Source organism: Burkholderia sp. Bp9140 (assembly GCF_003853425.1).
In the GTDB taxonomy this organism is placed as follows: Bacteria; Pseudomonadota; Gammaproteobacteria; order Burkholderiales; family Burkholderiaceae; genus Burkholderia.
Genome location: NZ_QTPQ01000025.1, coordinates 89366 through 102362, shown reverse-complemented (window position 1 = coordinate 102362; position 12997 = coordinate 89366). Strand labels below are relative to the sequence as shown.

The window sequence follows — 12997 nt, the reverse complement described above, 5'->3', positions numbered from 1 at the left end:
TCATCGTTATGTCCGATCCACAAATTATAGACTGGCCCGCCTGGACCGACTCGCCGCCCGGCCGCTACGTGCTGGGCTGGGAGCAGGCGCAGCTCGACCGGATCGTGTCCGACGTCTTCGGGTTTCACGCGCTCCAGCTCGGCCTGCCGCAGCTCGATGCGCTGCGCGAGAACCGCATGCCGTATCGCGGCCTCGTGCTCGATCCGGCGAGCGGCGCGAGCGCGCCCTACCAGTATCCGTGGGCGCGCGAGGCGCGCGCGCCCGAACATGCGCCGGCCGATCGCAGCACGACCTGGTGCGACCTGCTCGACCTGCCGTTCGAGTCGCAGAGCGTCGACCTGATCGTGATGCCGCACACGCTCGAATTCACGTCCGACCCTCACCGCCTGCTGCGCGAGGCCGAACGCGTGCTGATGCCGGAAGGCCAGCTCGTGATCACCGGCTTCAATTCGTTGAGCCTGTGGGGCATGCGACAATCGTTCGGGCGCATGGCGAACCGCCCGTTCGTGCCGGCCGCGCGCGACCAGATCGCGTTCATCCGGCTCAAGGACTGGATCAAGCTGCTCGGCTTCGATCTCGAGCGCGGCCGCTTCGGCTGCTACCGGCCGCCGCTCGTCACCGACAAATGGCTTGCCCGCTACGGCTTCATGGAAGCCGCCGGCGACCGCTGGTGGCCGATCTTCGGCGCCGTCTACATGGTCACGGCCGTCAAGCGCGTGCGCGGCATGCGCCTCGTCGGCCAGATCAGGATGAAGAAGCCCGTGCTCGCGCCGGGCCTGACGCCGGCGGCCACCCCGACCACCCATCAAGAACACCCATGACCACCGACACCATCGACATCTATACCGACGGCGCCTGCAAGGGCAACCCCGGCCCCGGCGGCTGGGGCGCACTGCTGCGCTACGGCGACCGCGAGAAGGAACTGTTCGGCGGCGAGCCCGACACGACCAACAACCGCATGGAACTGATGGGCGTGATCGCCGCGCTCGAAGCGCTGAAGCGGCCGTGCCGCGTGATCGTCCATACCGACTCGCAATACGTCCAGAAAGGCATCAGCGAGTGGATCCACGGCTGGAAGAAGAAAGGCTGGATCACCGCATCGAAAACCCCGGTGAAGAACGCCGACCTCTGGAAGCGGCTCGACGCGCTCGTCGCGCAGCACGAGGTCGAGTGGCGCTGGGTGAAGGGCCACGCGGGCCATCCCGAAAACGAACGCGCGGACGCGCTCGCGAATCGCGGCGTCGAATCGCTCGTGGCCTGAACGCAGGCCGCCCTACTGTCTTTCCCGATTTATCCGACATGCGCCAGATCATTCTCGATACCGAAACCACCGGCCTGAACCCCCGCACGGGCGACCGCCTGATCGAAATCGGCTGCGTCGAGCTGCTGAACCGGCGGCTCACCGGCAACAACCTGCACATCTACGTGAACCCCGAGCGCGACAGCGATCCGGGCGCACTGGCCGTGCACGGCCTCACGACCGAATTCCTGAGCGACAAGCCGAAGTTCGCGGAAGTCGCCGACCAGATCCGCGATTTCGTGAAGGATGCCGAGCTGATCATCCACAACGCGCCGTTCGACCTCGGGTTCCTCGATGCCGAATTCGCGCGGCTCGACCTGCCGCCGTTCACCGAGCATTGCGGCGGCGTGATCGACACGCTCGTGCAGGCCAAGCAGATGTTCCCGGGCAAGCGCAACTCGCTCGACGCGCTGTGCGACCGGTTCGGCATCAGCAACGCGCACCGTACGCTGCACGGCGCACTGCTCGACTCGGAGCTGCTCGCCGAGGTCTATCTCGCGATGACGCGCGGCCAGGACAGCCTCGTGATCGACATGCTCGACGACGCAGGCGCCGACGGCGGCGCGGCGAACGGCCAGCGCGTGTCGCTCGCGTCGCTCGACCTGCCGGTGCTCGCGGCGAGCGACAACGAACTCGCCGCCCACCAGACCCAGCTCGACGAGCTCGACAAATCGGTCAAGGGCACCTGCGTATGGCGCAAGTCCGCCGACGCGGACGCCGCCGAAGCCGCCTGACGCGACACCCCACCCGCCGCGCCGCGGCCGCGCTTACGCGCGCGGCTGCAGCGCGATGACGGCCATCCCGCCGAGCGCGAGCATCGCGCCCACTGCGTCCCAGCGGGTCAGCGCGACGCCATCGACCGCGCGCAGCCAGATCAGCGCCACCGCGATGTACATGCCGCCGTACGCCGCATACGTGCGTCCCGCCGCGCTCGGGTGCAGCGTCAGCAGCCATGCGAACAGCGCGAGCGACAGCGCGGCCGGCACCAGCAGCCACACGGGCCGCCCGCCCTTCAGCACGAGCCACGGCAGGTAGCAGCCGACGATTTCGGCCAGTGCGGTGACGGCAAACAGCGCCGCAATCTTCATCAGTTCGCTCATCCGGTTCCTCGTGGATTCGCCCGTCGCCGGGCGGGCCGCGCGACCCCGCCGCGCGCCGCCGATCATACCGGAGCCGCCCCCGCCGGAACGGCCGCCAGACCGGGGATTCCAGGCAATTTGCGCGATCGTCTGCCATCGTGCTATCATGTCGCCTGTTTCAACATTCAATCTCTGTCTATTCGATTTCGAAAGAAGTCCGTCCGTGCGTTGCGGGCCGGTGCTTCGACCGAAATTGCATCCACAGGAAAGCCCGCCCGACAGGCCCGCTTTTCTCGTTTCGTTGCCCCTCCGGGGCGCTTGCCGGAACGCCGGACCCCGTCCGCACCGGCATTCGCCGCTCGCATCACGCGGCCCATTCTTCATGAGCGCACCGTCGCGACGGCCCTTCGGGCCCGCGTCGAAGCAGTCCCTTACGGCCCCTTACCGCCCCATGTGCAGTAAGTGCTTAAAGGCTTGCCCCGACGCGCAGCACACGACATCGCGCTCGCCGGCAAACCGTGTCGGACGGCCCGCCCGTTCCGGCGCAGTCAAAGGAGTGCATGACCTTGACCGCAACACACGTCAGCCCGACCGCTGCTTCTTCCTCCAAGTCGTCCGGCGAGGCCCCGCTCGCCGCGGACGACATTACCGTCGTCGACCAGAGCCTGCTCAAGCGCGCCGTCAGCGCGATGGCCATCGGCAATGCGATGGAATGGTTCGACTTCGGCGTCTACAGCTACATCGCCGTCACGCTCGGCAAGGTGTTCTTCCCGTCGAGCAGCCCGTCCGCGCAGCTGCTCGCGACCTTCGGCACGTTCGCGGCCGCATTCCTCGTGCGTCCGCTCGGCGGCATGGTGTTCGGCCCGCTCGGCGACCGCATCGGCCGCCAGCGCGTGCTCGCCGCCACCATGATCATGATGGCCGTCGGCACCTTCGCGATCGGCCTGATCCCCAGCTACGCGTCCATCGGCATCATGGCGCCCGTGCTGCTGCTCGTCGCCCGCCTCGTGCAGGGCTTCTCGACCGGCGGCGAATACGGCGGCGCCGCGACCTTCATCGCCGAGTTCTCGACCGACAAGCGCCGCGGCTTCATGGGCAGCTTCCTCGAGTTCGGCACGCTGATCGGCTACGTGATGGGGGCCGGCGTCGTCGCGCTGCTCACCGCGTCGCTGTCGCAGGAAGCACTGCTGTCGTGGGGCTGGCGCGTGCCGTTCCTGATCGCGGGCCCGCTCGGCCTGATCGGCCTGTACATCCGGATGAAGCTCGAGGAAACGCCGGCGTTCAAGCGCCAGGCCGAAGAGCGCGAAGCGCAGGACAAGGCCGTGCCGAAGGCACGCTTTCGCGAAACGCTGCTGCACAACTGGCGCGCGCTGCTGCTCTGCGTCGGCCTCGTGCTGATCTTCAACGTGACCGACTACATGGTGCTGTCGTACCTGCCGAGCTTCATGTCGTCGACGCTGCACTTCGACGAGTCGCACAGCCTCGTGCTGGTGCTGATCGTGATGGTGCTGATGATGCCGCTGACGCTCGCCGCCGGCCGCCTGTCGGACAAGATCGGCCGCAAGCCCGTGATGCTGTCCGGCTGCGTCGGCCTGCTCTTGCTGTCGATCCCGTCGATGATGCTGATCCATGCGGGCACCACCGCATCGGTGTTCGGCGGCCTGCTGATCCTCGGCATGCTGCTGTCGTGCTTCACCGGCGTGATGCCGTCCGCGCTGCCGGCGCTGTTCCCGACCGAGATCCGCTACGGCGCGCTCGCGATCGGCTTCAACGTGTCCGTGTCGCTGTTCGGCGGCACGACGCCGCTGGTGACCGCGTGGCTCGTCGACGTGACCCACAACCTGATGATGCCCGCGTACTACATGATGGGCGCCGCCGCGATCGGCATCGTGTCGGTGCTCGCGCTGGCCGAGACCGCGCGCCAGCCGCTCAAGGGCTCGCCGCCGGCCGTCGCGACGCGCCGCGAGGCACACCAGCTGGTGCGCCAGCTGCGCGAGGACGACGACGCGGACGTCTACGGCGTCGTGCCGACCGCGCGCGCTTGAGCGTCACCCACGAAAAAGCCCCGGCACAAGCCGGGGCCCGATCGACTCCGCTCCGCCCGACCGGCTTGCCGCCGGCCGGGCATTTTTTCATCCGTGCAGCGGACGCGCGTTCATGCGTGCGCTTCGCCGTGGCGGGAGAAGATCAGCGCGCGCGAGCGCGACACCGCAGCCTGCGCGCCACGCGCGGCGACGATCAGGCCGACCTGGCCGAGATTGAAATCGCGCTCGACCATCAGCTGCGTCAGCGCGGCAAGCGGCAACACGACGGACGGGTGGTACAGGCTCGATTCGATCAGGGCTCTCATCATCGGCTCCATCAGGCAATGCATATTCGATGGAGTGGATTCTAGGGATGGGCCGCATCCGGATAAACCGCACGAATGCGAAGTCACTTGTTGGCGGCGGTGAACAATCGGCCGCCCCTTGATCCGACAGGGCCGAGCGGGTGGCGTGGGGCAGTTCGGGAACGTAAAGCGGAAGGACGCGACGTGGTTTTGCGGACGCTGCGGCGACCGGGGAGAGAACAGGCGGCCGGGCGGTGGTCGAGGACGGACGGGTCGATCCGTGCCGACGCGGGTCGCGACGAGACCACGCGCCGGTCGCGCCGCCCCGCCCTCGCCCCGTGCCGACGCGATCGAAGCCGGGCTCAGTCGAGCGGCGTCTCGACAAACGCCGGCAGCGCTTCCGCGCGCACCGAGTGCGCGGCGAGCGCCGGATAACGGGCCGGGTCGATCCGCGCGAGCGCCGGGTATTCGGCGGTCATGAATTGCGTGAAACGCCATGCGACGGCGACGGTCACGTCGGACTGCAACAGGCGCGCGCCGCCGAGCCAGCCGTTCGCGGCCGCGACGAGCGGCTCGAGTGCGCCATACGCAGCCTCGAGCTGGCTCAGCACGCGCTCGAGCCACGGCGCGTGCTGCTTGTCGGCCGGGCGCAGCGACTGCTCGTACACGACCTGCACCGTCTTCTCGGCCGCCGCCAGCGCGAAGCCGACCGGCACGAGCGCGCGCAGCCGCGCATCGACGGCGTCGGGCAGCAGGCGCCGCTCCGGCGCGACGCGATGGTCGAGGTAGTCGACGATCAGCGACGAATCGATCAGCGTCGTGCCGTCGTCGGTCACGAGCGTCGGCGCCTTCACGACCGGATTGAAGGTCCGGAACCGGTCGAAGTGGCGGAACACCGAGACGGACTCGTGTTCGAACGGCAGGTCGAGCAGCTTCGCCGAAATGGCGACACGGCGCACGAACGGGGAATCCAGCATGCCGATCAGCTTCATCGCAAACGCTCCGCGTGAGGGAATGGGACCGACGACTGTAGCAGCGCCGTGCGTCGCCGCCTAGCGCGACGCGCACCTGATGCACGTCATCCGGTCACGTATCCGACACCCGCTGCGCGGCCAGAATGACCATAATGCAGATTCACGCCCCTTCCGCCCCAAGGTTTGCCATGTGGTATGCCGTCGTCGAGCAGCAGCGGGAATGGATGCGCGCCTGGCGCGAGGCGACGCGTCACGCGTTCGACGTGTGGCCCGCGGCGACGCTGCCGCACGCCGCGTCGTCGTGCTATGACGACCTCTTCGAGCCGCTGCTCGGGCCGGCCGTCGGGCCGCCGCGCTTCGAGATCCGGCGGCCGGCCGTCGACGAGCGGATCATCGCGCGCACGCCGTTCTGCCAGCTGCGGCGCTTCGCGCGCGACGATGCGCGGCGCACGGTGCTGCTGTGCGCGCCGCTCGCGGGGCATGCGGCCGTGATGATGCGGGAGACCGTCGAGGCGCTGCTCGCCGACGGCGACGTCTGCGTGACCGACTGGGTCAATGCGCGCGACGTCCCGCTCGCGTCGGGCCGCTTCGGGCTCGACGAATACGTGGCGACGCTCGACGGCTTCGTCGACGCGCTCGCACGCGACGACCGGCCGCTGCACGTCGTCGCGGTATGCCAGGCCACCGTACCCGCGCTCGGCGCGCTCGCGCTGCGCGCGGCGCGCGGCCTCGCAGCGCCCGCGAGCGTCACGCTGATCGGCGGGCCGCTCGACGCGCGTGTCAATCCGAGCACGCTCGGCACCACGGCCGCGTCCCGGTCGCTCGCGTGGTGCCGCCGCCACCTGATCGACATCGTGCCGCCCCACTTCCCCGGCCATGGCCGCCATGTGTTCCCGACCTATCTTCAGCAAGGCGAGATCGCGCTGCTGTTTCCGCAGCGGTTCCTGACGCTGATCGAGGACTACGCGCGCGCCGCGTCGCACTTCGATGTGACGGCACTGACGGACGCGCGGCGCGCGCTGCGCGAATACACGGCGCTGCTCGACATGCCGGCCGAATACTTCCTGGATACCGTCGATGTCGTGTTCCAGCGGATGTGCCTCGCGAACGGCACGTGGGAGGTCGGCGGCCGGCGCGTCGAGCCGGCCGCGCTGCGCGGTGTCGTACTGCTGACGGTCGAAGGCGGTTGCGACGCCGTCACCGGCGCCGGCCAGACGCATGCGGCACTCGACATGTGCCGCGGCCTCGCGGCCAGCGAGCGTCATCGTCTCGATATCGACGATTGCGATCACTACGGGCTGTTCACCGGCGACCGCTGGCGCGGCGACGTCCATCCGGCGCTGCAGCGCGTGTTCGCGCAGGCCGAAGCCGAACGCCCGGGATCGCGCCGGCGCCGGATCAGGCGGACGTAATGCCGTCGTCCCACGCGCGCGCCGCCTCGAGCAGCGCGCGCACCTCGTCGTCCCCGGTCTGGTCGAAACGCGCGTAGAACTGGCTGATCCCGAAGAACCCCTGCGGCTGCAACTCCGTGACGAACACGTCGGCCAGATCGTCGAGGGCATGCTCGGCATCGGCCGGCGCGACCGGTACGGCAACCACGACGCGCGCGGGATGGCGCTCGCGCAGCGCCTGCAGCGCGACGCGCATCGACGCGCCGGTTGCGACGCCGTCGTCGACGACGATCACGATACGGCCGTCGACCGGCAGCGGCGGCCGCGCACCGCGATACAGCGCGTCGCGCCGCCGCAGCTCGGCGGTCTCGCGCGCGATCACGTCGGCCACTTGCGCATCGGTCACGCCCATCGCGCGGATCGCCGAATGCTGCAGGTGGATCGCCCCGCCGGTCGCGATCGCGCCGATCGCGAATTCGGGATCGAACGGCATGCCGAGCTTGCGCACGACCAGCACGTCGAGCGGTGCACGCAGCGCCTGCGCGACCGGGAATGCCACCGGCACGCCGCCGCGCGGCAGCGCGAGCACGACGACGTCGCGCCGCCCCGCATAGTCGCGCAGCGCGTGCGCAAGCCGGCGACCCGCGTCGGCGCGATCGGCAAAACACTCGGTCACGATCGGCTCCCTGCCGTTGCACCGGATGCGCGACCATCGCGCCGGCGCCTGTCCAACGAGCATGGTTCATCGGGCGCGCCGATGCAAGCGGGGTCATACCGGCGCGGGCGGCATGCGAATTGCGGTGAGAAAGGGATGAGCGGGGTTCGCTCGCGCGGCCCGGGCGGACCGCCGGTCGGCGGTCAGAGCCCGCCGGCCTGCCGGTACAACCGCCAGAACGACTGTGCGTACGACTGCGCAAGCTCCGGCGCGCGCTGGAACACGTTCACCGTTTCCGCGTGCGCGGCCGCGCCGTCGGACAGCGTCGTCAGGGCGACGCTGTCGTCGACGATCACGAAGCGCGGCGCCGGATCGCCGTGCCGCGAGTCGATCGCGACATCGATGCCGGCCGATTTCAGATAGCCCGCGCCGCTGTACTTGCCGGCACGCGACGAACGCACCAGCACGACCCGCACTTCGATCCCGCGCGCGCGCGCCGCACGCAGCGCCGCCGCGACCGCGGGCGGCACGTACGCGTAGCCCGCCAGCAGCACGCGGCGCTGTGCTTGCCCGATCAGGTCGACCGTCGCGTCGGCCGCCGCATTGTCATACGAAAAGTACGTGCCGACCGAGGCGGCGTCGGACGGAATCGGGCTGGCGTGGGCGGTCGCCGCGCAGCCGAGCGCGGCGAGGAGGAAGGCGGCTGGTCTCATGGCGGGCGCCATTGTAGCGACGCCAATTCGCGTGGCAAGCGCCTGCTGAAACGGTGCTGCGCCGGCGCAACACCCGCTGCGGAACGGCCATCGGACGGGCCGGTTCCCGAATCGATTTCGCCGCGTTGCCGGACCGCTTGCGCGCCGCCGGTCAGCCGGCCGCGACGCGCGCGAGCCAGCTCGCGATGCCGTCGACCGAACGGAAATCCGCGACGCTGCGCGCCGGCAGCGCCGGATACGCGCCGCTCGCCATCTCGGCCAGCGCCCGGCCCGGGCCGAGTTCGAGGAACGCGGTCGCGCCGGCCTCGACGCACGCGGCCAGGCAGGCCGCCCACTCGACCGGCTCCGCGATCTGCCGCGCGAGCTTGTCGAGCCCCGCCTCGACATCAAGCACCGACGCGCCGTCGATCCCCGAAAACAGTCGCGTGCCGGGCAGCGGCCGGCGCACGTTCACGGCGGCCAGCGACGCGCGAAACGCGGGCACCGCCGACGCGAGCCGGCGCGTGTGCGACGCGATCCGCACGCACACGGGCGCGACGCGCAGTGCGCCGTCGCGTGCCGCGTCGCCGGCCACCGCGGCGACGTCGGCCTGCCGCCCTGCCACCACGAATGCGTCGCCGGGATTGACGATCGCGATCGCCGCGTCGCGGCCATCGCACAGCTGCGCGAGTTGCGCGCGCGTCAGCCCGCGCACGAACGCCATTCGCTCAGCGCCGCCGCTCGCGGCGTCCATTGCGCGCGCGCGCGCATCGGCGAGATCCAGCGCATCGTACGGGTCGATCATCCCCGCGACGCTCCACGACGCGACTTCGCCGACGCTGTATCCCGCGACACAGCGACGCCGCGGCCACACCGCCTCGAGCAGCGCGGTCGCCGCGAGCGCCTGCACCGTGCAGAGGATCTGCGCGGCGCGGTTCTCGCGCAGCGCGTCCGGTTCGGCGTGCCGCACCCAGTCGCGCGGATCGTCGCCGAGCAGCCGGCCCGCGTGCGCGAACAGCGCGTCGGCCTGCGGCACCGCGCCGGTCAGTTCGAACATGTCCGCGCGCTGTGCGCCTTGCCCCGAACACAGGATCGCCAGCGTCATCGCCTCACCTCGTCCGCTTCGTCCGCTTCGAGCGCATCGACGAACACGCTCATTGCCAGCAGGTCGGCCGCGCCGCCCGGGCTCAGCCGGCGTGCAACGAACGCGCGGTGTGCGGCGGCCGCACGCAAGCGCCAGTCGCGGGCGCGTATGCCGCCGCGAGCGACGAATGCGCGCGCCGTGGCGCGCGCGAAATCGAGGCCGGCCTGCCCGCCTCGATGCAGCAGATTCGTATCGTCGAGCACGGCGATCAGCGCAAAGCACGCGTCGACACGCACGCCTTCCGGGTCGTCCGGGACGCTGCGCCGCGCACGGCGCAATGCCGGCAACCCGACGCCGTACACGGTCGTGAACCCGTCGGCCGCCTCGCGACGCGCGCCGCCGACGCCGTAGCGGCGGCTCGCACGCTCGCCGTGACTGTCGGGCAGCCGCGGGCCGCCGAGAATCTCGGTACCCCAGCGCCGCGCGACGAACGCACCGAGCGTCATCGTGCGAGCAGCCGTGCCGGGCACCGTGCGACGGCCGGCGGCCGCGCACAGCAGCCCGAGCCCGAAGATCGCGCCGCGATGCGTGTTGACGCCGCCGGTCGCGGCGAGCATCGCGTGTTCCGCACGCAGCCCGATCTTGCGCAGCACGGCCATGTCCGCGTCGCGTGCGCCGGCGTCGGCGAGCTCCGCGAAGTACGGCCGCAACACGGCCGCGCTGCGCGCGAACGTCGCGGCGTCCATGTCCGTATGACTGCCCGTGTCGACGTGACTCACGAGCCCCGGTTTCGGATACGTCTCGATTTCGAGCACGAGGCTGCGCTCGGCGAGCTCGGCGATGCGCTCGGCGTCGGACGGCGCCGGTGCGCGGCGGGCGGCCCATGCGCTCATCGCATGCCTCCCGTGAATGCGTCGGCAGACATCAATTCGACAGCGATCGCCGTCTTGACCGCGACTTCAGGCAGCCGCGCATGCAGTTCGCGCCAGTTCACGCCCGCGCCGTCGTCGCGCAGCAGTTCGCCGTCGATGCGCATCGGCGCACGCGCGTCGAGCGCCGCCAGGCCGTCGAGCAGCGCGGCGAGCGATGCGGCGGCCGGCAGCGGAAACACGATGTCGAGATCGGAAGACGCGCTCAGGTAGCGCTCGCCCGTGAGCGCCTGCCATGCAAGGCTGCCGAACACGCGACCCGGCACGCCGCAGCGCGCGCCGAGCGCATCCAGCTCGCGCAACGTCGCGTGCCATGCGTCGGGGGCGACGGCGAGCACGTCGGCCAACGCGGGCAGCGGGCCGATCGACTCCACCATGTCGGCGGCGACGTTCAGTGCAATGCGCCGCTTGCCCGCGGAGGGCGGCAGCGGCAGGCCGAGCGGGATGCGCCCCGCATCGGCCTCGTCGGGCGATGCGCGGCGCACGATCAGCGGCCAGCCGTGCGCGGCCCACGCCCGCACGAGCGGATCGGCCGCCAGCGCGGGATCCCGCGCGCATGCCGCGCCCCACCCTGCCGCCGTCAGCGTGACGAGCGTGTGGCGGCGCGGCGGCGTGTCAGCGTGCTGCACGCGCGAGTGCCTCGACGCGTCGCGCGACGTCGGCCGCGACCGGCCGGCCGCGCGCCGCACGGCCATCGCCGCGATCGGCCGGTCTGCCGAGCCATTCGCCGACCTGCGCGTCGAGCGCGCGGGACGGGTCGAGCACGGCGTCGACGGCGCCCATCTTCACGAGATTGTCGAGCCCCGGCGCGAACACCGGCGTCGAGCGCGCCATCTCCTTCAGCACGTCGATCGGCAGCTTCGTCACGCGCGACATCGACGGCAGGTCCATCACCTCCGGCTCGGCGCCCGGCACCGCGAGCAGCGTGCGCGTCGCGAGCGCGGTCGCGATGAACGCACCGGCGGCCGTATGGCCGTACAGCACGCCGATCGTCCGGTGCCCGGCGAGCTCCGCGTGCATCAGGCATTTCGCGAGATGCGACAAGCCTTCGTTCAGGCCGAGCAGTTCGTCGCGCTTGCTCATCCGCTGGCTGTCGCTGTCGACGAGCACGAGAATCGGCGTGTCGCCGCCGCGCTCGATCGTGTCGAGCACGTGCGACGCGAGCGTCACGGCTTCGTCGATGCCGAACGGCAAGCGGTCGGCGACGCCGATCACGTCGACGCGCGTGCCGGCCAGGTCAGCCCGGCCCTTCAGCAGGCCGCCGGTTCGCGCGATCGAATGGCCTTTCGGAAACAGCGAAGTCAGTACTTCATCGAGCGTCATGCTGGAACTCCTGCAGTTGGTCGGCGAGCTTCGCGAATGCGTCGTCGGGCATGCCGGGGATCGCTTCCGGCGTGTCCGCGCCGAGCGTGCGCCACACGTCGAGCGCGTCCTTGCATGCGCCGAACCGTTCGACGCGCGCTTCGAGACGCGTCTGCTCCGCACGCAGCATCGCCGCATCGAAGCGCGGCGCACGGCCGAGCAGCTCGAGCGCGGCTGCACGAAACGCGTCCGGCGTATCGGCCACATAGCGGTCCGCGCCGCCGATCAGCCGCCGATGCTTGCCGCCCATCGTGCGCCAGATCAGCGCGCGATCCTTCGCGTCGAACTCCTCGACGCCGCGATTGGTCTCGATCACTTCGGGACCCGACACGCTGATGCGCCCCTGCTCGGACACCGCGAGCGCCGAGCAGCACGCGGCGAGCAGCCCGCCGCCGCCGTAGCACCCCGCGCGCCCGCCGATCAGCCCGATCACCGGCACGCCGGCCGCACGCGCGTCGACGAGCGCGCGCATGATCTCGGCGATCGCGAGTTCGCCCGCGTTCGCTTCCTGCAGCCGCACGCCGCCCGTATCGAACAGGATCAGCACCGGCGTGCCGGGTTCGCGCGCCGCACGCAGCAGCCCCGTGAGCTTCGCGCCGTGCACTTCGCCGAACGCGCCGCCCATGAAGCGGCCTTCCTGTGCGGCGACGAACACCGGCTTGCCGTCGAGCCGGCCGTGGCCGACCACCATCCCGTCGTCGAACTGCTGCGGCAGGTCGAACAGCGGCAGGTGCGGGCTCGTCACGCGCTCGCCCGGCCCGAGAAATTCCGTGAAGCTGCCCGCGTCGAGCAGCCCGTCGACGCGCTGGCGCGCCGACGCTTCGTACCAGCTCGCGCCGTTCGCGACGAACGCGGGTGCGTCATGCATCACGTCGTTCATCATGCGTCCCCCTCGATCGCGCGCACGGCCTGCGCGAGCCGCAGCGACACCATGTCGGGCCGCGCGCCGCCGTCGTTGATCGACAGCTTCAGGCCGCCCGGCGCGCGCCGTTCGACGAAGTCCGACACGACCGCCTGCCACACCGCGCCGAAACCGATCGCCGCGGTGCGGATGTCGATCTCGCATGCATTGCCCGGCAGCACGCGCTCGACGAGCACCTCGAGATTGCCGGACGCGACCACGCCGACGAGCGCCGTGGCCCGTTCGCCCTGCGCGCGTTCGCGCGCGGTGAAGCGATAGTTCAACTGTTCCATGCCCTCTT

At 70.7% G+C, this 12997-nt stretch carries 16 protein-coding genes; 5 read left to right on the top strand and 11 right to left on the bottom strand.

Annotated elements, in window-relative coordinates:
* Positions 1-8 precede the first annotated feature (8 nt).
* Genes DIE21_RS21330 through dnaQ form a run of 3 tightly spaced genes read left to right on the top strand, consistent with a single transcriptional unit; the run spans position 9 to position 2034 of the window.
* A complete protein-coding gene (locus DIE21_RS21330; RefSeq protein WP_124499585.1) occupies positions 9-821 on the top strand; it encodes a class I SAM-dependent methyltransferase in 813 nt (270 codons plus the stop codon).
* Positions 818-1261 (top strand): ribonuclease HI, encoded by a 444-nt coding sequence (gene rnhA / locus DIE21_RS21325; RefSeq protein ID WP_124499584.1) that lies wholly within the window; start codon positions 818-820, stop codon positions 1259-1261. The genes DIE21_RS21330 and rnhA overlap by 4 nt, the downstream gene beginning before the upstream one ends.
* Positions 1262-1299: 38 nt before the next feature.
* Positions 1300-2034, top strand: a complete 735-nt coding sequence (gene dnaQ, locus DIE21_RS21320) for a DNA polymerase III subunit epsilon (RefSeq protein ID WP_124499583.1) — start codon at positions 1300-1302, stop codon at positions 2032-2034.
* A gap of 33 nt (positions 2035-2067) precedes the next feature.
* On the opposite strand, the gene DIE21_RS21315 is transcribed toward dnaQ, so the two are convergent.
* A complete protein-coding gene (locus DIE21_RS21315; protein WP_124499582.1) occupies positions 2068-2400 on the bottom strand; it encodes a YnfA family protein in 333 nt (110 codons plus the stop codon).
* Positions 2401-2939: 539 nt separating this feature from the next.
* Here DIE21_RS21315 and proP point away from each other — a divergent pair.
* Positions 2940-4424: a glycine betaine/L-proline transporter ProP gene (gene proP, locus DIE21_RS21305; RefSeq protein WP_124499581.1), complete on the top strand. Its 1485-nt coding sequence runs from the start codon at positions 2940-2942 to the stop codon at positions 4422-4424.
* A 110-nt stretch (positions 4425-4534) separates the two neighbouring features.
* Here the strand turns inward: proP and DIE21_RS21300 are convergent, their stop codons facing one another.
* Together DIE21_RS21300 and DIE21_RS21295 are read right to left on the bottom strand one after the other, a co-directional pair.
* On the bottom strand, positions 4535-4729 hold the full coding sequence (locus tag DIE21_RS21300) for a hypothetical protein (protein WP_124499580.1): 195 nt from the start codon (positions 4727-4729) through the stop codon (positions 4535-4537).
* 341 nt (positions 4730-5070) lie between these two features.
* The gene (locus tag DIE21_RS21295) at positions 5071-5700 is read right to left on the bottom strand and encodes a glutathione S-transferase family protein (protein WP_124499579.1); all 630 of its coding nucleotides are present in this window, start codon (positions 5698-5700) and stop codon (positions 5071-5073) included.
* A 170-nt stretch (positions 5701-5870) separates the two neighbouring features.
* Between DIE21_RS21295 and phaZ the strand changes: the two genes are divergently transcribed.
* A complete protein-coding gene (phaZ, locus tag DIE21_RS21290; RefSeq protein WP_124499578.1) occupies positions 5871-7094 on the top strand; it encodes a polyhydroxyalkanoate depolymerase in 1224 nt (407 codons plus the stop codon).
* On the opposite strand, the gene DIE21_RS21285 is transcribed toward phaZ, so the two are convergent.
* The 8 genes from DIE21_RS21285 to mdcC form a co-directional block, all read right to left on the bottom strand.
* Entirely contained in the window at positions 7081-7749 is a 669-nt protein-coding gene (locus tag DIE21_RS21285) for a phosphoribosyltransferase (RefSeq protein ID WP_260426678.1), read from the bottom strand. The two genes, phaZ and DIE21_RS21285, sit on opposite strands and share 14 nt — an antisense overlap.
* Positions 7750-7931: 182 nt before the next feature.
* The gene (locus tag DIE21_RS21280; protein WP_124499576.1) at positions 7932-8453 is read right to left on the bottom strand and encodes a phospholipase D-like domain-containing protein; all 522 of its coding nucleotides are present in this window, start codon (positions 8451-8453) and stop codon (positions 7932-7934) included.
* 139 nt (positions 8454-8592) lie between these two features.
* Entirely contained in the window at positions 8593-9525 is a 933-nt protein-coding gene (locus DIE21_RS21275; protein ID WP_124499575.1) for an acyltransferase domain-containing protein, read from the bottom strand.
* Positions 9522-10397, bottom strand: a complete 876-nt coding sequence (gene mdcB, locus DIE21_RS21270; protein ID WP_124499574.1) for a triphosphoribosyl-dephospho-CoA synthase MdcB — start codon at positions 10395-10397, stop codon at positions 9522-9524. Before mdcB ends, DIE21_RS21275 begins: the two co-directional genes overlap by 4 nt.
* Positions 10394-11062 carry a malonate decarboxylase holo-[acyl-carrier-protein] synthase gene (mdcG, locus tag DIE21_RS21265; RefSeq protein WP_124499573.1) on the bottom strand — a complete coding sequence of 223 codons (669 nt, stop codon included), beginning with the start codon at positions 11060-11062 and terminating at the stop codon, positions 10394-10396. The genes mdcB and mdcG overlap by 4 nt, the downstream gene beginning before the upstream one ends.
* Positions 11049-11756 (bottom strand): biotin-independent malonate decarboxylase subunit gamma, encoded by a 708-nt coding sequence (gene mdcE, locus DIE21_RS21260; RefSeq protein WP_124499572.1) that lies wholly within the window; start codon positions 11754-11756, stop codon positions 11049-11051. Before mdcE ends, mdcG begins: the two co-directional genes overlap by 14 nt.
* A complete protein-coding gene (locus DIE21_RS21255) occupies positions 11743-12678 on the bottom strand; it encodes a biotin-independent malonate decarboxylase subunit beta (protein WP_124499571.1) in 936 nt (311 codons plus the stop codon). The genes mdcE and DIE21_RS21255 overlap by 14 nt, the downstream gene beginning before the upstream one ends.
* Entirely contained in the window at positions 12675-12989 is a 315-nt protein-coding gene (gene mdcC / locus DIE21_RS21250) for a malonate decarboxylase acyl carrier protein (RefSeq protein ID WP_124499570.1), read from the bottom strand. Before mdcC ends, DIE21_RS21255 begins: the two co-directional genes overlap by 4 nt.
* Positions 12990-12997 lie beyond the last annotated feature (8 nt).

Excerpts from the sequence above, each read along its gene's own strand:
- DIE21_RS21330 (WP_124499585.1), top strand. The coding sequence starts at position 9 with ATGTCCGATCCACAAATTATAGACTGGCCCGCCTGGACCGACTCGCCG.
- rnhA (WP_124499584.1), top strand. The coding sequence starts at position 818 with ATGACCACCGACACCATCGACATCTATACCGACGGCGCCTGCAAGGGC.
- dnaQ (WP_124499583.1), top strand. The coding sequence starts at position 1,300 with ATGCGCCAGATCATTCTCGATACCGAAACCACCGGCCTGAACCCCCGC.
- DIE21_RS21315 (WP_124499582.1), bottom strand. The coding sequence starts at position 2,400 with ATGAGCGAACTGATGAAGATTGCGGCGCTGTTTGCCGTCACCGCACTG.
- proP (WP_124499581.1), top strand. The coding sequence starts at position 2,940 with ATGACCTTGACCGCAACACACGTCAGCCCGACCGCTGCTTCTTCCTCC.
- DIE21_RS21300 (WP_124499580.1), bottom strand. The coding sequence starts at position 4,729 with ATGAGAGCCCTGATCGAATCGAGCCTGTACCACCCGTCCGTCGTGTTG.
- DIE21_RS21295 (WP_124499579.1), bottom strand. The coding sequence starts at position 5,700 with ATGAAGCTGATCGGCATGCTGGATTCCCCGTTCGTGCGCCGTGTCGCC.
- phaZ (WP_124499578.1), top strand. The coding sequence starts at position 5,871 with ATGTGGTATGCCGTCGTCGAGCAGCAGCGGGAATGGATGCGCGCCTGG.
- DIE21_RS21280 (WP_124499576.1), bottom strand. The coding sequence starts at position 8,453 with ATGGCGCCCGCCATGAGACCAGCCGCCTTCCTCCTCGCCGCGCTCGGC.
- DIE21_RS21275 (WP_124499575.1), bottom strand. The coding sequence starts at position 9,525 with ATGACGCTGGCGATCCTGTGTTCGGGGCAAGGCGCACAGCGCGCGGAC.
- mdcB (WP_124499574.1), bottom strand. The coding sequence starts at position 10,397 with ATGAGCGCATGGGCCGCCCGCCGCGCACCGGCGCCGTCCGACGCCGAG.
- mdcE (WP_124499572.1), bottom strand. The coding sequence starts at position 11,756 with ATGACGCTCGATGAAGTACTGACTTCGCTGTTTCCGAAAGGCCATTCG.
- DIE21_RS21255 (WP_124499571.1), bottom strand. The coding sequence starts at position 12,678 with ATGATGAACGACGTGATGCATGACGCACCCGCGTTCGTCGCGAACGGC.
- mdcC (WP_124499570.1), bottom strand. The coding sequence starts at position 12,989 with ATGGAACAGTTGAACTATCGCTTCACCGCGCGCGAACGCGCGCAGGGC.